The organism is Streptomyces sp. NPDC001450 (assembly GCF_053597295.1).
In genome coordinates this window covers 89,645-108,060 of record NZ_JBSFHY010000038.1, presented here as the reverse complement: position 1 = coordinate 108,060, position 18,416 = coordinate 89,645, and the positions used below count along the sequence as shown (strand labels likewise).

The following is an 18,416-nucleotide window of genomic DNA, read 5'->3' as shown; positions in this document are numbered from 1 at the left end:
AAACGCCCGGTTACATTCCGAACCCGGAAGCTAAGCCTCACAGCGCCGATGGTACTGCAGGGGGGACCCTGTGGGAGAGTAGGACGCCGCCGAACTCCTTTTACAGCTCCGGCTCTTGGGCACACAGCCCAGGGGCCGGAGCTTTTTTGCGTTGAGGTAAGGTCAGGGGGCATCGTTGGCTCGTTTTCGCACAGGAGGCCCCCGGGTGGAGGTCCAGGAGACCCGTGTCCAGACTGACCGGGTCCTCACCATCCCCAACATCCTCAGCATGGCGCGGCTCGCCGGCGTACCCCTCTTCCTCTGGCTGATCCTCAGGCCGGAGTTCGGGGGTCCCAACAGCGATGGCTGGGCCCTCCTCGTGCTGGCCTTCAGCGGGATCAGTGACTATCTCGACGGCAAGCTCGCCCGGCGCTGGAATCAGATCAGCAGCCTCGGCCGCCTCCTCGATCCGGCCGCCGACCGGCTGTACGTGCTTTCCACTCTGGTGGGCCTCACCTGGCGGGAGATCCTGCCGATCTGGCTGACCGGCCTCCTGCTCGCCAGAGAGCTGGTTCTGCTGGTGATGGTGGGTATCCTCCGGCGTCACGGCTATCCGCCGCCGCAGGTGAACTTCCTGGGGAAGGCCGCCACCTTCAACCTGATGTATGCCTTCCCGCTCCTGCTCCTCAGCGACGGAAACGGATGGATCGCGTCACTTGCCGCTGTTTTCGGATGGGCGTTCGCAGGGTGGGGTACAACGCTCTATTGGTGGGCAGGAGTGCTCTACGTGGTACAAGTCCGCCGCCTGGTCCGCGCGGATGCCACGGCCGATTGAGCTCGTTGATTGTCCGGACATAGTGGCCCGATGGCCCGCTGCGGAAAACTGCGGGACAATCTGGACGGGTGAAGTCGGCTAGACCGTCGTCTCTCTAGGAGGACGCTTCCGACATGAAGGCCGTCGTGATGGCCGGTGGCGAAGGCACTCGCCTTCGCCCTATGACCTCGAGCATGCCCAAGCCGCTCCTGCCGGTGGTGAACCGCCCGATCATGGAGCACGTGCTACGGCTGCTCAAACGGCATGGGCTCAACGAGACAGTTGTCACCGTGCAGTTCCTGGCATCGCTCGTCAAGAACTACTTCGGCGACGGCGAAGAGCTCGGAATGGAGCTCACATATGCCAACGAGGAGAAGCCGCTCGGTACCGCTGGAAGCGTCAAGAACGCCGAAGAGGCGTTGAAGGACGATGCTTTCCTTGTCATCTCCGGCGATGCTCTGACGGACTTCGACCTCACCGACCTGATCAATTTCCACAAGGAGAAGGGAGCCCTGGTCACGGTTTGCCTGACCCGGGTGCCCAATCCGCTGGAGTTCGGTATCACCATCGTCGACGAGGAAGGCAAGGTCGAGCGTTTCCTCGAGAAGCCGACCTGGGGGCAGGTCTTCTCCGACACGGTGAACACGGGCATCTACGTGATGGAGCCCGAGGTGTTCGACTACGTCGAACCCGATGTGCCCGTCGACTGGTCCGGCGATGTCTTCCCGCAGCTCATGAAGGAAGGCAAGCCGATCTACGGCTATGTCGCCGAGGGCTACTGGGAGGACGTCGGCACCCTCGAGAGCTACGTCAAGGCCCAGGCCGACGTCCTCGAGGGCAAGGTCAACGTCGATATCGACGGGTTCGAGATATCGCCGGGCGTCTGGGTGGCGGAGGGCGCCGAGGTTCACCCCGATGCCGTGCTCCGCGGTCCGCTCTACATCGGCGACTACGCCAAGGTGGAGGCCGGCGCCGAAATCCGCGAGCACACCGTCGTCGGATCCAATGTCGTCGTCAAGAGCGGTGCCTTCCTGCACCGGGCCGTGGTGCACGACAACGTGTACGTCGGTCAGCACAGCAATCTGCGTGGCTGTGTCGTCGGCAAGAACACCGACATCATGCGGGCGGCGCGGATCGAGGACGGCGCGGTCATCGGTGACGAGTGCCTGATCGGTGAGGAATCGATCGTCCAGGGCAATGTGCGGGTCTACCCGTTCAAGACCATCGAGGCGGGCGCCTTCGTCAACACCTCGGTCATCTGGGAGTCGAGGGGACAGGCGCACCTCTTCGGTGCCCGCGGTGTGTCCGGAATCCTGAACGTGGAGATCACACCCGAGCTGGCCGTACGGCTGGCCGGTGCTTATGCGACCACGCTGAAGAAGGGTTCCACGGTCACCACGGCCCGTGACCACTCCCGAGGCGCCCGTGCCCTCAAGCGAGCGGTGATCTCCGCGCTCCAGGCCAGCGCCATCGACGTACGGGACCTGGAGAACGTGCCGCTTCCCGTGGCCCGGCAGCAGACCGCGCGGGGCAGTGCCGGCGGCATCATGATCCGAACCTCGCCGGGTGTGCCGGACTCCGTCGACATCATGTTCTTCGACGGACGGGGCGCGGATCTGTCGCAGGGCGGTCAGCGCAAGCTCGACCGGGTGTTCGCGCGACAGGAGTACCGCCGGGCGTTCCCCGGTGAGATCGGCGACCTGTACTTCCCGGCGAGCGTCTTCGACTCCTACACCGGTTCGCTGCTGCGCAACGTCGACATCACCGGGATCGCGGAATCGGGCCTGAAGGTGGTCGTGGACGCCTCCAACGGCAGCGCCGGCCTCGTGCTGCCCAGCCTGCTCGGCAAGCTCGGTGTGGACTCGCTGACCATCAACCCGGGCCTCGACGAGTCCCGGCCCACGGAGAGCGCCGAGATGCGCCGGAACGGGCTGGTGCGCCTCGGTGAGATCGTGGCGTCCTCCAGGGCCGCGTTCGGTGTCCGGTTCGACCCCGTCGGCGAGCGGCTGTCGCTCGTGGACGAGAAGGGCCGGATCATCGAGGACGACCGGGCCCTGCTCGTGATGCTGGACCTGGTGGCCGCGGAGCGGCGCAGCGGACGTGTGGCGCTGCCGGTGACCACGACCCGGATCGCCGAGCAGGTGGCCGCCTATCACGGCACGCAGGTCGAGTGGACGACCACGTCGCCCGACGACCTCACGCGCGTGGGAGGCGAAGAGGGCACCATCTTCGGCGGTGACGGCAAGGGCGGGTTCATCGTCCCCGAGTTCAGCAGCGTCTACGACGGCACGGCGGCCTTCGTACGGCTGATCGGGCTGGTGGCGCGAACGCAGCTCACGCTGAGCCAGATCGACGCGCGGATTCCGCGGGCGCACGTCCTCAAGCGGGACCTGGCGACCCCGTGGGCCGTCAAGGGTCTGGTGATGCGGCGTGTCGTCGAGGCGGCCGGTGATCGCTTTGTCGACACCACGGACGGTGTGCGGGTCGTGGAGACCGATGGTCGCTGGGTGATGGTGCTGCCCGACCCCGCCGAGGCCGTCACCCATCTGTGGGCCGAGGGCCCCGACGACGCCTCGGCACAGGCCCTGCTGGACGAGTGGTCCGCCGTGGTGGACAGCGCCGGGCGGTAGAACCGGCAGCTCCGGACGGCAAAAGCCACAGCACGCGCGCGTGCCGGACAAGTGTCCCCCAAGGGGGCCTGTCCGGCACGCCGGTGGGGCCATTCGGAGGTACTGCGCGCGACATGCGACGATGTGCGGCATGCCGCAGCAACCCCCCGTTCGGAGCAGCCCCTCGCGGCCGCGGCGTCCGGACGCTTCCATGTCGTTGATCACCAACGTCATGGACCACAGCCTCGACGACGGGTACGCCGAGGCCGCCGCCCGGAAAAGGTCCCAGGGGATCGAAGGCGGGCTGCCGAAGACCCTCAGGGCGAAGCTGGGCCTTGCGGCCGGGCTGGTGCTCGCGGCGCTGGTCGTGACCGTCGGAGCGGCCCAGGCGCGCGTGGCGGCGCCCGTGGTGGCCAAGGAGCGCCAGGAGCTGATCGACCGCATCGACCGCGAGACGGCGGCCGCGGACAGCCTGGAAGGCGATGTCGACAAGCTGCGCGACGACGTCAGCGCCCGCCAGCGAACGGCGCTGAAGCAGAGCGGCGGCAGTTCCGAGGCGGACCTGGTGGGCGTCCTGTCGGGTGCCACAGCGGTGCACGGCCCCGGGGTGAAACTCGTGGTCGACGACGCCAAGGAGGCCAGCACCGGCGGCGACGGCACCAATCCGCGCGAGACCTCCGGATTCTCCGACACCGGACGCCTGCGCGACCGGGACATGCAGCGGGTGGTCAACGGGCTGTGGGCCTCCGGGGCCGAAGCCGTCTCGATCAACGGACAGCGGCTGACGGCCCTGTCCGCGATCAGGGCCGCGGGTGACGCGATACTGGTCGACAACAGGCCGCTGGTGCCGCCGTACACGGTGCTGGCGGTGGGGGACGGAGAGCAGCTGAGCACGGGGTTCCAGAACAGCGCGGACGGGCTGTATCTGCATGCCCTGGAGCAGAACTTCGGCATCCGCGCCACCATCTCCACGCAGGGTGACGTCCGGTTGCCCGCCGCACCGAGTGTGATCGTACGCACAGCACAGCCGAACGCCGAGAAGACTGAGAAGGGCACATCGTGATCGCCGTACTGGGCCTCGTCGTGGGAGTCGTGGCCGGCCTGTTGGTCCGGCCCGAGGTTCCGGCGGTCGTCGAGCCTTATCTGCCGATCGCCGTCGTGGCGGCGCTGGACGCCGTGTTCGGTGGTCTGCGGGCCATGCTGGACGGCATCTTCGACGACAAGGTCTTCGTGGTGTCGTTCCTGTCGAACGTGGTCGTGGCCGCGTTGATCGTTTTCCTGGGTGACAAGTTGGGCGTGGGGGCCCAGCTGTCCACGGGAGTCGTGGTCGTTCTCGGTATCCGGATCTTCTCGAACGCCGCGGCGATCCGGCGGCACGTCTTCCGGGCGTGAGAGCGATGAGCAACCAGGAAGAGCAGTCGGAGAACAGGCTGCGCAAGGAACTGCCCGACGAGGTGCCCGCCCCTGCCGCCGAGCCCGAGCAGGCACCCGCCGAGAGCGCCGAGCCGCAGCTCACCGGGCGCCAGCGGCTGGTCAAAGGGCTGTGGCCGCCGCGGGTCACCCGGGCGCAACTCATAGTCGCGCTGCTGCTGTTCGGCCTCGGTTTCGGGCTGGCCGTGCAGGTGGCGTCGAACAGCGACAGCGACAGCGCGCTGCGCGGCGCCCGTCAGGAAGATCTTGTTCGCATCCTCGATGAACTGGATGACCGTACTCAGCGTCTTGAGGACGAGAAGCAGGGACTCGAGAAGCAGCGCCAGGAGCTGCAGAGCAGTTCCGACCAGGCCGCGGAGGCACGCCGGCAGACCGCCGAGAAGGAGAGGCAACTCGGCATTCTGGCGGGCACCGTGGCGGCGCAGGGTCCCGGCATCACCATGACGATCGAGGACACGAAGGGGACGGTCAAGGCGGACATGCTGCTCGACGCGATCCAGGAGCTGCGCGCGGCCGGCGCGGAGGCGATCCAGGTCAACGGGGTACGGGTGGTCGCGAGCAGTTACTTCACCGACTCCGGCAAGACCGTGAGCGTCGACGGGAACCAGATCAACGCTCCCTATCGTTTCAAGGTCATCGGCAAGCCGCAGGATCTCGAGCCGGCGCTGAACATTCCTGGAGGCGTGGTGCAGACGCTGGAGAAGGAGCAGGCCACGGCGACCGTCGAGCGGTCGACCAAGATCGTCGTGGACGCCTTGCGGCATGCGAAGCAGCCTGACTACGCTCGGTCGTCCTCCCAGTGAACCGGCGGTGCATGGGGGACGTCCGGCAGGGGCATGAGGTTGCGGGGGGTCGGCGCACCGAAGGGGTTGTGCGTGGTGGAAACTGTCTGGTGGATACGGACGTTGTGAGAGTGTCCGGGTCGGCCGGTGTAGGCAATCAGGGTTCGTCCTGCCCCACGGGCGGGTCTGTTTCGGTCAAGGGGAATCGCCCGTGAAGTTGTTTGCGAAGTTGTTCGGCAAGAGCGCGCGAGAGGGTAGCGACAACGCGACCGCTCGTCATCGCGCACAGCCTGACGCAGAGGGCCAGCGCCCGTTGTTCCGCGACCAGGTCGCTGGTCCGGGCGGTGACATTTCCGGAGGTCAGGGCGCGGCGTCTGTTGACCCTGCCCAGTCCGGCGGCATAGGTTTCGGGCAACCGTCAACCTCAAGTGCGGGTGGAGGGTTTACCCCCGACCCGTATGCGTCCAACGCCCCCGCGGGGCTGCCGCGGCAGGAGGATCCGTCCATGTCGGTCCTGGTGTGTACGAGGTGCGGTAACCGCAACGCGGAGAACGCCCGCTTCTGTTCCAATTGCGGTGCGCCGCTGCGGCCCGGTGTGGCGCCGGAGCGTGCGTCCGAGACCACGTCCACGATCTCCATCTCCGGTCTCGAGGCCTACGACGCCGAGGCGACCGGTCAGACCGCCATGCCGATGCTCTCGCCCGAGGCGCAGGCCGCGGTCGACGCGCTGCCGATGGGCTCGGCGCTGCTGGTGGTGCGCCGGGGCCCGAACTCGGGCAGCCGCTTCCTGCTGGACAGCGACCTGACCACGGCCGGCCGTCACCCGCAGAGCGACATCTTCCTGGACGACGTGACGGTCTCCCGTCGGCACGTGGAGTTCCGGCGCTCCCCGGACGGCTCGTTCACGGTGGCCGACGTGGGCAGTCTGAACGGCACGTACGTCAACCGTGAGCGGATCGACCAGGTCGCTCTCTCGAACGGTGACGAGGTGCAGATCGGCAAGTACCGGCTGGTCTTCTACGCGAGCCGGCAGGGCATCTGACCCCCCGGACTCCGTCCGGGGGGGACCCCAGGGAAGGTCCATGCTTCAAACACCGAGCGGCGGTGCCCGAAGCGGTACCGCCGCCGCGGACGGTGGGCTGATGAGCATCGGCGCGGTGCTCAACGCGCTGCGTGACGAGTTCCCCGAGGTCACCATCTCCAAGATCCGTTTCCTGGAGTCGGAGGGCCTCGTCGAGCCGCAGCGGACCCCTTCGGGGTACCGAAAGTTCAGTGCCGGCGACGTCGAGCGCCTAGCTCATGTGCTGAGGATGCAGCGGGACCACTATCTGCCGCTCAAGGTGATCCGGGAGCACCTGGACGCCATGGAGCGGGGCGAGGCCGTCCAGCTGCCCCTGGTGGGGCGCCAGCGCACCGGTGAGGACGTGCCGGAGCTGCCCGAGCGGCCCACGGTCACCCGGATCGGGCGGGACGCGCTGCTGGCGGCCGCAGGCATCGCCGAGGGCGACCTCGAGGAGTGGGAGTCGTACGGGCTCATCGCCCCCCTGCAGGACGGGGCGTACGACGCCGAGGCCGTCACCGTGGCCTCGCTGATCGCCGAGCTGGGCCGCTTCGGGATCGAGCCGCGCCACCTTCGGGTGATGAAGGCAGCCGCCGACCGTGAGGCGGGGCTCGTGGACCAGGTGGTGGCCCCTCTGAAGCGCCACCGCAACCCGCAGACCAGGGCGCACGCCGAGGCCCGGGCGAAGGAGCTGGCGGCGCTCACGGTGAAGCTGCACGCCGCGCTGGTGCAGATCGCCCTGGGTGTCCGGCTGCCCTGAGCGGCGGGGGTTCCGGGGGCCGGATCGGGCACCTGTTCCCGGCCCGACTACCCAAACGTCCCGGGCACGGCCTAGGGTTGCTGTGTGAACGAGCTCGATGTCGTAGGTGTCCGGGTGGAAATGCCCTCCAACCAACCGATCGTGCTCCTGCGCGAAGTGGGGGGCGACCGTTACCTCCCCATCTGGATCGGGCCGGGGGAGGCGACGGCGATCGCCTTCGCCCAACAGGGCATGGCGCCCGCGCGACCGCTGACCCACGACCTGTTCAAGGACGTGCTGGAGGCCGTCGGCCAGGAGCTGACCGAAGTACGCATCACGGATCTGCGTGAGGGCGTCTTCTACGCGGAGCTGGTCTTCGCCAGCGGGGTCGAGGTGAGTGCACGTCCTTCGGACGCCATAGCGCTCGCGCTGCGCACCGGAACGCCGATCTACGGCAGTGACACGGTGCTGGACGACGCCGGCATCGCGATCCCGGACGAGCAGGAGGACGAGGTGGAGAAGTTCCGCGAGTTCCTCGACCAGATCTCGCCCGAGGACTTCGGCACCAGCAGCCAGTGAGACGGGGGCCGGCCGGGCGAGCCGCGGGGTCCGTGACCGGCCGGTCGACCGCTCGTACGAGCCCGGTGCCATGGCAATTGCCACCGGCCGTTGAGAGCGTCCTACGGTCCCCCGCCGGAGCATTCGGCTAGCCTTTCCCCGCGGTGGGGCACGGGAAACCACTCCTAGGGTGATTATCACTCGGCGTGCCGAGTGTGGCGATCGTTGACGCACCCCTGGTGACTGCCTACCGTCGAGAAGGCAGGTCAAGGACGGAGGTCGGCGTGAGAACCAGCGGCGACGGTACGGCTGGGGGTGCCCCCGGACGACTCGGGGAGAGCGGTCCGTACCCTCCCCCAGGTTTTCAGCTGCGTTCGAACAGGGGGTACCCCCATCCCAGCAGCGCGGTCGACCACGCCTCACAGCGACCGACGGCGGTGCCCGACGGCGGAGGGGCGGCGTCCATGGCGTCCGAAGAGATCGGCTACCGCGGGCCCACCGCCTGCGCGGCCGCCGGCATCACCTATCGGCAGCTCGACTACTGGGCCCGCACCGGCCTCGTGGAGCCGAGCGTGCGGCCCGCGTACGGCTCGGGCACGCAGCGCCTGTACAGCTTCCGGGACGTCGTCGTCCTGAAGATCGTCAAGCGGTTCCTGGACACCGGGGTCTCGCTGCAGAACATCCGTACGGCCGTCCAGCACCTCAGGGAACGCGGTTTCCGCGACCTGGAGCGCATGACGCTGATGAGTGACGGTGCCACGGTCTACGAGTGCACCTCTCCCGACGAGGTCCACGCCCTGCTCCAGGGCGGTCAGGGCATCTTCGGCATCGCCGTCGGAGTGGTCTGGCGGGACGTGGAAAGCGCGCTCTCCCAGCTGCACGGCGAACGCATCGACACCGGGGAGACCCTGGTCGGGCACAACCCGGCCGACGAACTGGCCAGGCGCCGCAACCGGGCGGTCTGACGGCGTCCCCTCGGGGGGCGCGTTGTCAGTGGCGTGGTGCAGCATCGGAGATGTGAGAAACGCGCCCACGATCCTGCATCTCGACATGGATGCCTTCTTCGCCTCGGTGGAGCAGGCGTCCAAGCCGAGCCTGCGCGGGAAGGCAGTCGTCGTGGGCGGACTCGGACCGCGCGGGGTAGTGGCCACCGCGTCGTACGAGGCACGGGTCTTCGGGGTCCACTCCGCGATGCCGATGGCCCAGGCGCGCAGGCTGGCGCCGAACGCCGCGTACCTCGTGCCGCGCTTCGCCCTGTACAAGTCGGTCAGCGAGCAGGTGATGGCGCTGCTGCGGGCGCTGTCGCCGCTGGTGGAGCCGCTGAGCCTGGACGAGGCGTTCGTGGATCTGGAGGCCGGGGGAGCGGCCTGGGACGAGACGTCGGCGCGGCTGGCCGGGACGAAGCTGCGCGCGGACATCCGGGCGGTCACGGGGCTGACCGGGTCGGTGGGGCTGGCCGCATCCAAGATGCTCGCGAAGATCGCCTCCGAGCAGGCCAAGCCCGACGGACTCGTGCTCATCGAACCCGGGACCGAGCGGGCGCTGCTGGGCCCCATGTCCGTGCGGACGCTGCCCGGGGTCGGGCCGGCCACCGGGGACCATCTGCGGCGGGCCGGGATCACCACCGTCGAGGAGCTGGCCGAGGCGGGGGAGGACGAACTCGTACGGATGCTCGGCAAGGCGCACGGGCACGCGCTGTACGCCATGGCGCTGGCGCACGACGACCGGCCCGTGGTGGCCGAGCGGGAGACCAAGTCGGTGTCGGTCGAGGACACCTACGACGTGGACATCCATGACCGGCTGCGGGTCGGCCTGGAGGTGCAGCGGCTCGCCGACCGGTGCGTGGGGCGGTTGCGCGGGGCGGGGCTGTCCGGGCGGACCATCGTGCTGAAGGTGCGGCGGTACGACTTCTCGACGCTGACCCGCTCCGAGACGCTCCGTGGCCCCACCGACGATCCGGCGGTGATCCGGGAGGCGGCCGCTCGGCTGCTGGAGTCGGTGGACACCACGGGCGGAGTACGGCTGCTGGGCGTGGGCGTCTCGGGGCTCGCCGACTACACCCAGGAGGACCTGTTCGCGCAGGCGGCGGCGGGCGAGCGGAACGCCGCCGCGGCCGCGCACGCGCCGGAGGAGCCCGCACCCGAGGCCGTGGAGGAGCGCCCGGAGCCCGCCGAGCGGCACTGGCGTGCCGGGTACGACGTGCGGCACACCGAGTACGGGCACGGCTGGGTGCAGGGCAGTGGCCTGGGACGGGTCACTGTTCGCTTCGAGACACCGCTGTCCGAGCCGGGGCGGGTGCGGACGTTTTTTGCCGACGATCCCTCGCTGGAGTCGGCTGAGCCGTTGCCGTTGGTTCAGGGAACCGATGTCGCCGACCCGCCCGTGCGGCAGACCACCGTTCCCGGGGAGGAGACGGGTTCCCCGGCCGAGGATCAGACCTCCTCCGTGCCCGCCAGCTTGCCGAAGTCGTGGTCCGGCACCGAGGGAGGTGCTGCCGCATCGAGGCCGTAGTGGTGGTAGAGCTGGAGTTCCTGTTCGGGGGAGAGGTGACGGCCCACGCCGAAGTCGGGGGCGTCCTTGATGAGCGCGCGGTCGAAGGGGACCCGGAGGGCGCCCTCCACCAGTTCGCTGGGCTCCAGGGGGACGAAGGCGTCCCGGGAGAACAGGCCGGTGCGTATGGCCGCCCACTCCGGTACGCCCGTGGCATCGTCGAGGTACACCTCGTCGATGGTGCCGATCTTGGTGCCATTGCGGTCGAACGCCTTGCGGCCGATCAGGTTGCGCGGATCGATGTCGGTCTGCACCGTCCCTCTCCCTCCACTTGGTCGCAACTCATCCGTAAGCACTACAAAAGAGCACATTCAAGGAGGCGGCCACTCGAGGGCCCGTGCGTTGACCTCGCTGGTAGGCTGGCAGCGGCTGCTGACCCCGTGCGGGAGAGTCCTCCGACCACCTCGGAGGCGCCGAAGGAGCAAATCCTCCCCGGAATCTCTCAGGCTCACGTACCGCACGGACGAGGTCACTCTGGAAAGCAGGGCGAGTGTCGACGGCTCCCGCCCTCACCGACGGTGAAAGCCGGGCCCCTCGGGCGCCCGGTGAAGCTCTCAGGTTTTGATGACAGAGGGGGAGGCCGTCGGGGCAACCGCCGTGGTGCCCCTCGAAGGTCGCGTCAGACCAGGAGGCCTCCGCAATGACCCCCCATCGCATTCCGCTCTCCGAGCTCGAAGCGGGCATCCCCTTCGAGCAGCGCCACATCGGGCCCGACCAGGAGGCGCGGGCCAAGATGCTCGCGCACGTCGGTTACGGCTCGCTCGACGAGCTCACCGCCGCCGCGGTGCCGGATGTGATCAAGAACGCCGACGCGCTCGATCTGCCGGGTGCCCGTACCGAGGCCGAGGTGCTCGCCGAGCTGCGCTCGCTCGCCGACCGCAACCAGGTGCTCGGCTCGATGATCGGGCTCGGGTACTACGGGACCTTCACCCCGCCCGTCATCCTGCGCAACGTCATGGAGAACCCGGCCTGGTACACGGCCTACACGCCGTACCAGCCGGAGATCTCGCAGGGCCGCCTGGAGGCGCTGCTCAACTTCCAGACCATGGTCGCCGACCTCACCGGCCTGCCCACCTCCGGCGCCTCCCTCCTGGACGAGGGCACCGCCGCCGCCGAGGCGATGGCGCTGTCCCGGCGCATGGGCAGGAACAAGAAGGGCCTGTTCCTGGTCGACGCGGACGCGCTGCCGCAGACCGTCGCCGTCATCGAGACGCGTGCCGAGCCGACCGGTGTCGAGGTCGTCGTCGCCGACCTCAGCAACGGCATCCCGGCCGACGTCGCCGCGCGCGAGATCAACGGCGTGCTGATCCAGTACCCGGGCGCCTCCGGTGCCGTACGCGACATCAAGGCGGTCATCGACCAGGCGCACGAGCTGGGCGCCCTCGTCACCGTCTCCGCCGACCTGCTGGCCCTCACCCTGCTGACCTCGCCGGGCGAGCTGGGTGCGGACATCGCCGTCGGCACGACCCAGCGCTTCGGCGTGCCGATGGGCTTCGGCGGGCCGCACGCGGGCTACATGGCGGTGCACGAGAAGTTCGCGCGCAGCCTGCCCGGCCGTCTGGTCGGCGTCTCCGTCGACGCCGACGGGAACAAGGCCTACCGCCTCGCGCTGCAGACCCGTGAGCAGCACATCCGCCGCGAGAAGGCCACGAGCAACATCTGCACCGCGCAGGTGCTGCTCGCCGTGATGGCCGGTATGTACGCCGTGTACCACGGCCCCGAGGGGCTGCGTGCCATCGCCCGCCGCACCCACCGCTACGCCACGATCCTCGCCGAGGGCCTGAAGGCCGGCGGTGTCGAGATCGTCCACGGCGCCTACTTCGACACCCTCACCGCACGCGTTCCCGGCAAGGCCGCCGAGGTGGTCGCCGCCGCCCTGGAGAACGGCGTCAACCTGCGTCTCGTGGACGCCGACCACGTCTCCCTCGCCTGCGACGAGACCAGCAACCGGGCCCAGCTGGCCGCCGTCTGGTCCGCCTTCGGTGTCGAGGGCGACATCGAGGCGCTGGACGTGACGGCCGCGGACACCCTGCCCCAGGCGCTGCTGCGCACCGACGACTTCCTGACGCACCCGGTCTTCCACGAGCACCGCTCAGAGACCGCCATGCTGCGCTACCTGCGCAAGCTGGCCGACCGCGACTACGCGCTCGACCGCGGCATGATCCCGCTGGGCTCCTGCACCATGAAGCTCAACGCGACCACGGAGATGGAGCCGGTCACCTGGCCCGAGTTCGGCCAGCTGCACCCCTTCGCGCCCGCCGAGCAGGCCGAGGGCTACCTCACGCTCATCCGCGAGCTGGAGGAGCGTCTCGCCGAGGTCACCGGCTACGACAAGGTCTCGCTCCAGCCGAACGCCGGTTCGCAGGGCGAGCTGGCCGGTCTGCTGGCCGTACGCGGCTACCACCGGGCCAACGGCGACGAGCAGCGCACCATCTGCCTGATCCCGTCCTCGGCGCACGGCACCAACGCCGCCAGCGCCGTGATGGCCGGCATGAAGGTCGTCGTCGTGAGGACCGCCGAGGACGGCGAGATCGACGTCGAGGACCTGCGGGCCAAGATCGAGCAGTACCGCGACGAGCTGGCGGTCCTGATGATCACCTACCCGTCCACGCACGGTGTGTTCGAGGAGCACGTCGCCGACATCTGCGCCCAGGTGCACGAGGCGGGCGGCCAGGTGTACGTCGACGGCGCCAACCTCAACGCCCTGGTCGGCCTCGCCAAGCCGGGCCACTTCGGCGGTGACGTCTCGCACCTGAACCTGCACAAGACCTTCTGCATCCCGCACGGTGGCGGCGGCCCCGGCGTCGGCCCGGTCGCGGTCCGCGGGCACCTGGCGCCGTACCTGCCCAACCACCCGCTGCAGCCGGCGGCCGGCCCGGAGACGGGCGTCGGCCCGATCTCGGCGGCTCCCTGGGGCAGTGCGGGCATTCTGCCGATCTCGTGGGCGTACGTCCGCCTGATGGGCGGCGAGGGCCTCAAGCGCGCCACCCAGGTGGCCGTGCTCTCCGCGAACTACGTCGCCAAGCGCCTGGAGCCGCACTACCCGGTGCTCTACACCGGCCCCGGCAACCTGGTCGCGCACGAGTGCATCATCGACCTGCGCCCGCTGACCAAGGCGACCGGCGTGAGCGTGGACGACGTGGCCAAGCGCCTGATCGACTACGGCTTCCACGCGCCGACCATGTCCTTCCCGGTGGCCGGCACGCTGATGATCGAGCCGACCGAGTCCGAGGACCTGGCCGAGCTGGACCGGTTCTGCGACGCGATGATCGCCATCCGCGCGGAGATCGAGAAGGTCGGCTCGGGCGAGTGGCCCGCGGAGGACAACCCGCTCGCGAACGCTCCGCACACGGCGGCCGCGCTCGGCGGCGAGTGGACGCACGCCTACAGCCGTGAGGACGCCGTCTTCCCGGCCGGTGTCTCGGCCGCCGACAAGTACTGGCCGCCGGTGCGCCGGATCGACCAGGCCTTCGGTGACCGCAACCTGGTCTGCTCCTGCCCGCCGCTGGACGCGTACGAGGACTGAGCTAGTTCCTGGTGAGAGCCCCGCCCGTGTTCCGGGCGGGGCTCCGCCGTCTTCACACCGAGGCAAGCGCCACTTCGGTAGCCTTGATCAGGGCGATCGCGTCGGAACCGACGAAGAGGCCGAGGTCTTCGGCCGCGTCCTTGGTGATCACGGCCGTGAGTTCGCCGCCGGCCACCGAGACCTTCACGGAGGCCATGACTCCGCCGAGGGCGATCTGGACGATCGCGCCGGGGAGCTGGTTGCGGATCGACAGGCCCTCGAACCGGCTCGTGGCGAGCGAGATCTCCGTCGACTTCACCAGGGAGAGGACGCGGGAGTCCGGAGCGAGGCCGAGCTGCTCGACGGCCTCCAGGGTGATGGCCGCCATGAGCTCCTGCCCGCCGTCCAGGCGGATCTTGACCGTGGCCATGACCTCGCCGGGGTGGACCTCGGTGACGGTGCCGGGGAGCTGGTTGCGGATGCTCAGTGTCATGGGCACCCACGGTAGAGGGCGCTCCCGTTCAGGCAGGGTATGCGTGCGTCTGCGTCGCTTTGACCGTCGCCCAGACAGCTGCGCCGGGATGCAGGTCCAGCTCGGCCGCGGCGACCGTGGTGAGGTCGGCGGCCAGGGGGAGTTCACCGGTGAGGTCGGCGCGGATCTGGTCGCCGTGGGTCTCCAGACCGGCGACCTCGCAGCGCCACAGGTTGCGGGCGCTGGCACCTGTGGGCCGGTCCCGGAAGAGGGTGACGGCGGCCGGCGGGAACGCCACGAAGACCGGCCCGGACAGCACCTCCGTGGTCGTGATCGAGGGTCCCGCGTCGAGCCGTACCGTATGCCCCTCGGCCCGTCCCCGGTAGAGGTTGAGGCCGACCAGCTGCGCGATGTAGTCGGTGCGCGGATGGCGGGCGATGTCGGCCGGGGTGCCCACCTGGACGACCCGGCCGTGCTCGACGACCACCAGCCGGTCCGCGAGCACCATGGCGTCCAGCGGATCGTGCGTGACGAGGACGGCGACCGCCTCGAACTCGGCCAGATGGCGGCGGAGCTGGGCGCGGACCTCCAGGCGGGTACGAGCGTCCAGGGCCGCCAGCGGCTCGTCCAGGAGCAGCAGCCGGGGCCGGGTGGCGAGGGCGCGGGCGAGCGCGACGCGCTGGGCCTGGCCGCCGGAGAGCCTGCGGGGCTTGGCGCCGGCGTGCTCGGCGAGGCCCATGCGGTCCAGCCAGGCGGCGGCCTGGGCCCGCGCCTCGGCCTTGGAGACGCCCCGGCAGCGCGGTCCGAAGGCCACGTTGTCCAGGGCGGACAGGTGCGGGAAGAGCAGGTAGTCCTGGAAGACCACGCCGACCGGGCGGGACTCGGGTGGCATGCGGTCCAGGGAGGCGCCGTCCAGCCGCAGATGGCCGTCGGTGAGCGGGACGAGACCGGCGAGGGCGCGCAGAGCGGTGGTCTTGCCGGCGCCGTTGGGGCCCAGCAGTGCGATGACCTCCCCGGGGACGGCGGTCAGAGCCACGTCGAGCCGGAAGGAGCCTTGCTCGACGACGAGCCGGGCGTCGAGCCCCTGCTCGCCCACCACTTCGAGGTCGGCCCTGAGGGCGTCGATGTCGGTCATGAAGAGGGCGTCCTTCGTCGGCACACGCACAGCGTCGTCTTCCATCCTCGCGTCACCGCCCGGTCCCCGTCAGCCACCGGTCCCGCAATCCCGCGAGCACCGCGATGGACACGGCGAGCAGGACGAGGCTGAGGGCGATGGCCGCCTCGGGGTCGTTCTGCAGCGCGAGGTAGACCGCCAGGGGCATGGTCTGGGTGCGGCCGGGGAAGTTGCCCGCGAAGGTGATCGTCGCGCCGAACTCGCCGAGCGCGCGGGCCCAGGCCAGCACCGCGCCCGCGGCGATGCCGGGGGCGATCAGCGGCAGGGTGACCCGGCGGAACGCGGTGAAGCGGGACGCGCCGAGCGTGGTGGCCGCCTCCTCGAAGCGCGGGTCGGCGGCCCGCAGGGTGCCCTCGACGCTGATGACCAGGAACGGCATCGCGACGAACGCCTCCGCGATCACGACACCGGTGGTGGTGAAGGGGAGGGTGATCCCGAACCAGGCGTCGAGCCACTTGCCGATGACGCCGTTGCGCCCCAGGGCGAGCAGCAGGGCCACACCGCCGACCACCGGCGGAAGCACCAGGGGCAGGGTCACCAGGGCGCGGACCAGACCGCGGCCAGGGAACTGCGTACGGGCCAGCAGCCAGGCCAGCGGCACCCCCAGCACCAGGCTCACGGCCGTCGCTGCCGTGGCGGTGACCAGGGACAGCTGGAGCGCCTGCCACACCTCTGCGCTGGTCAGCTGCTGCGGCAGGCCCCGCCACGGAGCCCGTACGAGCAGCGCGATCAGCGGCAGCAGCAGGAACGCCAGGGCCACCACGCCCGGCACCAGCAGCGGCAACGGGACCCCGCGTCGGCCCCCCGTGCCGACGCGGCGGCACCGCGGCCCACTCGTGCGGGGGCCGGCCGCGGCACCGGGCTTGTCGAGCGAGGTCACGGCTTGAGGAACCCGGCTTCGCCCAGGACCTTCTGGCCCTCGGCGGACTGCACCAACTCGATGAACGCCTTGGCCGCCGCGGCGTTGCCGGCGTTCTTCAGCAGGGCGATCGGATAGTCGTTGACGGCCTTGGCCGACTCGGGGAACTCCACGCCCTCCACCTTGTCACCCGCCGCCTTCACATCGGTCTTGTAGACGACGGCCGCGTCGGCCTCCTTCAGCTCGACCTTCGTCAGGGCGGCCCTGACGTCCTGCTCGTAGGAGACCGGGGTGAGCTTCAGCTTGCCGGCGTCCAGGGCCTTCTGCGCGGCGGCACCGCACGGCACGGTCTTGTCGCACAGGACGACCTTCAGACCGGACTTGGTGAGGTCCTTCAGGGAGGACACCTTGTCGGGGTTGCCCGGCAGGGTGGCGATCTCCAGCTGGTTGCGGACGAAGGTGGCCGGGGTGCCGGCCGCGTCCTGCTTGTCCGTCACGATCGCCATGGTCTTGGGGCTGGCGGCGGCGAAGACGTCCGCCGGGGCGCCGCTGGTGATGCTCGCGGCGAGGGTGTCGCTGCCGCCGAAGCTGAAGCTGACGGTGGTGCCGGGGTGCGCCTGCTCGAACTCCTTGCCCAGGGCCGTGAAGCTCTCCTTGAGGGAGGCGGCCGCGAACACGGTGACCTTCCCGGAGAGCTTCGGGGAGGCGGAGGACGACGCGTCCGGCGCCTTCGACGCGGCCGACGAGTCGTCGGCCGAGGAGGAGCAGGCGCTCAGTGCCATCAGGGCGGCGGCTCCCGCACCGGCCAGCTGCAGCATCCGGGTCCGGCGCACGGAACGGGTCATCACGGATCTACTCCTCGGGTTCTGCGGAACAACGGTCGCGCCCTGGCACGGCCGGTCAAATCGGCCATGCGGCGATGATACTGCCGCATCTGCCAGGTGTAAGTCTCCTGTGGCATCGCATGATCTGCGAAGTTACGGCTTGGGGCTTGCATGTGCGTTCATACGGTCCCCAGTCGGGGAGGCCCTGTGGGAGGTGGTCGCGTGAGGCTCGCGGAACTCGCCCTGACCGGCGAGCTCGTACGCCCGGCCCGGCTGACCGTGCCGGACCTGCTCGGCTGGCCGCAGCACGTGGCGGACGTCAGCTTCGAGTGCGCCACCAGCGGCATCCGGCACCACCGTTCACCGGTCCGCGCCTGTACGACGTGCTCGCCGACGCCGGACCCGGCTTCGACCCCGCCCGCCGCAAGGGCCGGCTGCGCTTCCTCATCGATGGCACCCCGCTGGACCAGGCCGGCCCCCCGGATGGTGCTGCCGCAGGACCGCTGCGGGGCCCGGCACATCAGGGGATCACGGCGATCCGGGTGAACGGGGGCTACTGCTTCGACGGTCCAGTGCCGGCCACACCCGGTCGCACGTCAGCGGCAGCTCCGTGAACCGCTCCCGGGTCTGCCCCGTACGGCGTTGGCCAGGGCGGGGGCGACCGGGTTGAACGGGCTCTCGCTCATCGACTTGGCGCCCAGCGGCCCGATGGCGTCGCCGTCTCCATCAAGTGCACCTCGGTGCGCGGCACGTAGGCGTACCGGGGGAGCCGGTGGCGGCGGAAGGCGGCCGTCTCCACCGCGCCCCGCTCGTCCGGTGCACCTGCTCGAACAGCGTGGCGCCGAGCGCCTGGGCGCCCCCGCCCTCGACCTGCCCCTGCGGCACGCACCTCCTTCAGCAGGAGCCGTCCGCCCGGGTACAGCACCGCCTCCTCCGCGAGCCGGCAGTGCTGGCGGGGTGCGCCGAGGTGGGCTTCGGCGAGGTGTAGCAACTGGTACCGGAGAGTCCCTGCTGAGCGACCGGTTCGACCTGCGGGCGGCGCTGCCGTGCTGGTGAGGGG

The 18,416-nt window shown here is 69.9% G+C and carries 16 protein-coding genes, 1 rRNA gene, 2 pseudogenes and 1 riboswitch; of the genes and pseudogenes, 13 read left to right on the top strand and 6 right to left on the bottom strand.

The genetic code is table 11. From position 1 onward, the window contains the following. The 11 genes from rrf to ACWC5O_RS33915 all read left to right on the top strand — a co-directional run. Positions 1-95 (top strand): 5S ribosomal RNA (rrf, locus tag ACWC5O_RS33965); the annotation flags it as partial. A gap of 110 nt (positions 96-205) precedes the next feature. After that, entirely contained in the window at positions 206-814 is a 609-nt protein-coding gene (locus ACWC5O_RS33960; RefSeq protein WP_450583216.1) for a CDP-alcohol phosphatidyltransferase family protein, read from the top strand. Between the two features lie 113 nt (positions 815-927). Then, a complete protein-coding gene (locus ACWC5O_RS33955) occupies positions 928-3,423 on the top strand; it encodes a sugar phosphate nucleotidyltransferase (protein ID WP_450583218.1) in 2,496 nt (831 codons plus the stop codon). Positions 3,424-3,553: 130 nt separating this feature from the next. After that, positions 3,554-4,465, top strand: a complete 912-nt coding sequence (locus ACWC5O_RS33950; protein WP_450583220.1) for a DUF881 domain-containing protein — start codon at positions 3,554-3,556, stop codon at positions 4,463-4,465. Then, the gene (locus ACWC5O_RS33945) at positions 4,462-4,794 is read left to right on the top strand and encodes a small basic family protein (protein WP_003988855.1); all 333 of its coding nucleotides are present in this window, start codon (positions 4,462-4,464) and stop codon (positions 4,792-4,794) included. Before ACWC5O_RS33950 ends, ACWC5O_RS33945 begins: the two co-directional genes overlap by 4 nt. Before the next feature lie 5 nt (positions 4,795-4,799). Continuing rightward, positions 4,800-5,636, top strand: a complete 837-nt coding sequence (locus ACWC5O_RS33940) for a DUF881 domain-containing protein (protein WP_450583222.1) — start codon at positions 4,800-4,802, stop codon at positions 5,634-5,636. 190 nt (positions 5,637-5,826) lie between these two features. Continuing rightward, the gene (locus tag ACWC5O_RS33935) at positions 5,827-6,657 is read left to right on the top strand and encodes an FHA domain-containing protein (RefSeq protein WP_450583224.1); all 831 of its coding nucleotides are present in this window, start codon (positions 5,827-5,829) and stop codon (positions 6,655-6,657) included. A 40-nt stretch (positions 6,658-6,697) separates the two neighbouring features. Then, the gene (gene ftsR / locus ACWC5O_RS33930) at positions 6,698-7,435 is read left to right on the top strand and encodes a transcriptional regulator FtsR (protein ID WP_450583226.1); all 738 of its coding nucleotides are present in this window, start codon (positions 6,698-6,700) and stop codon (positions 7,433-7,435) included. Between the two features lie 84 nt (positions 7,436-7,519). Continuing rightward, positions 7,520-7,993, top strand: a complete 474-nt coding sequence (locus ACWC5O_RS33925) for a bifunctional nuclease family protein (RefSeq protein WP_026253112.1) — start codon at positions 7,520-7,522, stop codon at positions 7,991-7,993. Positions 7,994-8,256: 263 nt separating this feature from the next. Further along, positions 8,257-8,937, top strand: coding sequence for a MerR family transcriptional regulator (locus ACWC5O_RS33920; protein WP_450583227.1), 681 nt, complete (start codon positions 8,257-8,259; stop codon positions 8,935-8,937). 52 nt (positions 8,938-8,989) lie between these two features. Then, positions 8,990-10,483 carry a DNA polymerase IV gene (locus ACWC5O_RS33915; protein ID WP_450583229.1) on the top strand — a complete coding sequence of 498 codons (1,494 nt, stop codon included), beginning with the start codon at positions 8,990-8,992 and terminating at the stop codon, positions 10,481-10,483. Here the strand turns inward: ACWC5O_RS33915 and ACWC5O_RS33910 are convergent. After that, positions 10,405-10,776: a PRC-barrel domain-containing protein gene (locus ACWC5O_RS33910; protein WP_386579652.1), complete on the bottom strand. Its 372-nt coding sequence runs from the start codon at positions 10,774-10,776 to the stop codon at positions 10,405-10,407. The genes ACWC5O_RS33915 and ACWC5O_RS33910 overlap by 79 nt on opposite strands. 119 nt (positions 10,777-10,895) lie before the next feature. Beyond that, positions 10,896-10,990: riboswitch (glycine riboswitch) on the top strand. A gap of 172 nt (positions 10,991-11,162) precedes the next feature. On the opposite strand from ACWC5O_RS33910, the gene gcvP reads away from it, so the two are divergent. Further along, on the top strand, positions 11,163-14,048 hold the full coding sequence (gene gcvP / locus ACWC5O_RS33905) for an aminomethyl-transferring glycine dehydrogenase (RefSeq protein ID WP_450583231.1): 2,886 nt from the start codon (positions 11,163-11,165) through the stop codon (positions 14,046-14,048). A gap of 52 nt (positions 14,049-14,100) precedes the next feature. On the opposite strand, the gene ACWC5O_RS33900 is transcribed toward gcvP, so the two are convergent. From ACWC5O_RS33900 to modA, 4 genes are read right to left on the bottom strand one after another with little or no spacing between them, the layout of a single operon-like run. Continuing rightward, on the bottom strand, positions 14,101-14,520 hold the full coding sequence (locus ACWC5O_RS33900; protein WP_450583233.1) for a TOBE domain-containing protein: 420 nt from the start codon (positions 14,518-14,520) through the stop codon (positions 14,101-14,103). Positions 14,521-14,548: 28 nt separating this feature from the next. After that, the gene (locus ACWC5O_RS33895) at positions 14,549-15,634 is read right to left on the bottom strand and encodes an ABC transporter ATP-binding protein (RefSeq protein ID WP_450583697.1); all 1,086 of its coding nucleotides are present in this window, start codon (positions 15,632-15,634) and stop codon (positions 14,549-14,551) included. Between the two features lie 52 nt (positions 15,635-15,686). Continuing rightward, the gene (modB, locus tag ACWC5O_RS33890) at positions 15,687-16,553 is read right to left on the bottom strand and encodes a molybdate ABC transporter permease subunit (RefSeq protein WP_450583235.1); all 867 of its coding nucleotides are present in this window, start codon (positions 16,551-16,553) and stop codon (positions 15,687-15,689) included. Further along, positions 16,550-17,377: a molybdate ABC transporter substrate-binding protein gene (gene modA, locus ACWC5O_RS33885; protein WP_450583236.1), complete on the bottom strand. Its 828-nt coding sequence runs from the start codon at positions 17,375-17,377 to the stop codon at positions 16,550-16,552. Before modA ends, modB begins: the two co-directional genes overlap by 4 nt. 150 nt (positions 17,378-17,527) lie before the next feature. Between modA and ACWC5O_RS33880 the strand changes: the two are divergent. After that, positions 17,528-17,970 (top strand): annotated as a pseudogene (locus tag ACWC5O_RS33880) (hypothetical protein). On the opposite strand, the pseudogene ACWC5O_RS33875 reads toward ACWC5O_RS33880, so the two are convergent. Then, positions 17,885-18,235: pseudogene (locus ACWC5O_RS33875) on the bottom strand (molybdopterin cofactor-binding domain-containing protein); the annotation flags it as partial. The pseudogenes ACWC5O_RS33880 and ACWC5O_RS33875 sit on opposite strands and share 86 nt — an antisense overlap. Positions 18,236-18,416: the final 181 nt, after the last annotated feature.

Excerpts from the sequence above, each read along its gene's own strand:
- ACWC5O_RS33955 (WP_450583218.1), top strand. The coding sequence starts at position 928 with ATGAAGGCCGTCGTGATGGCCGGTGGCGAAGGCACTCGCCTTCGCCCT.
- ACWC5O_RS33950 (WP_450583220.1), top strand. The coding sequence starts at position 3,554 with ATGCCGCAGCAACCCCCCGTTCGGAGCAGCCCCTCGCGGCCGCGGCGT.
- ACWC5O_RS33940 (WP_450583222.1), top strand. The coding sequence starts at position 4,800 with ATGAGCAACCAGGAAGAGCAGTCGGAGAACAGGCTGCGCAAGGAACTG.
- ftsR (WP_450583226.1), top strand. The coding sequence starts at position 6,698 with ATGCTTCAAACACCGAGCGGCGGTGCCCGAAGCGGTACCGCCGCCGCG.
- gcvP (WP_450583231.1), top strand. The coding sequence starts at position 11,163 with ATGACCCCCCATCGCATTCCGCTCTCCGAGCTCGAAGCGGGCATCCCC.
- ACWC5O_RS33900 (WP_450583233.1), bottom strand. The coding sequence starts at position 14,520 with ATGACACTGAGCATCCGCAACCAGCTCCCCGGCACCGTCACCGAGGTC.
- ACWC5O_RS33895 (WP_450583697.1), bottom strand. The coding sequence starts at position 15,634 with ATGACCGACATCGACGCCCTCAGGGCCGACCTCGAAGTGGTGGGCGAG.
- modA (WP_450583236.1), bottom strand. The coding sequence starts at position 17,377 with ATGACCCGTTCCGTGCGCCGGACCCGGATGCTGCAGCTGGCCGGTGCG.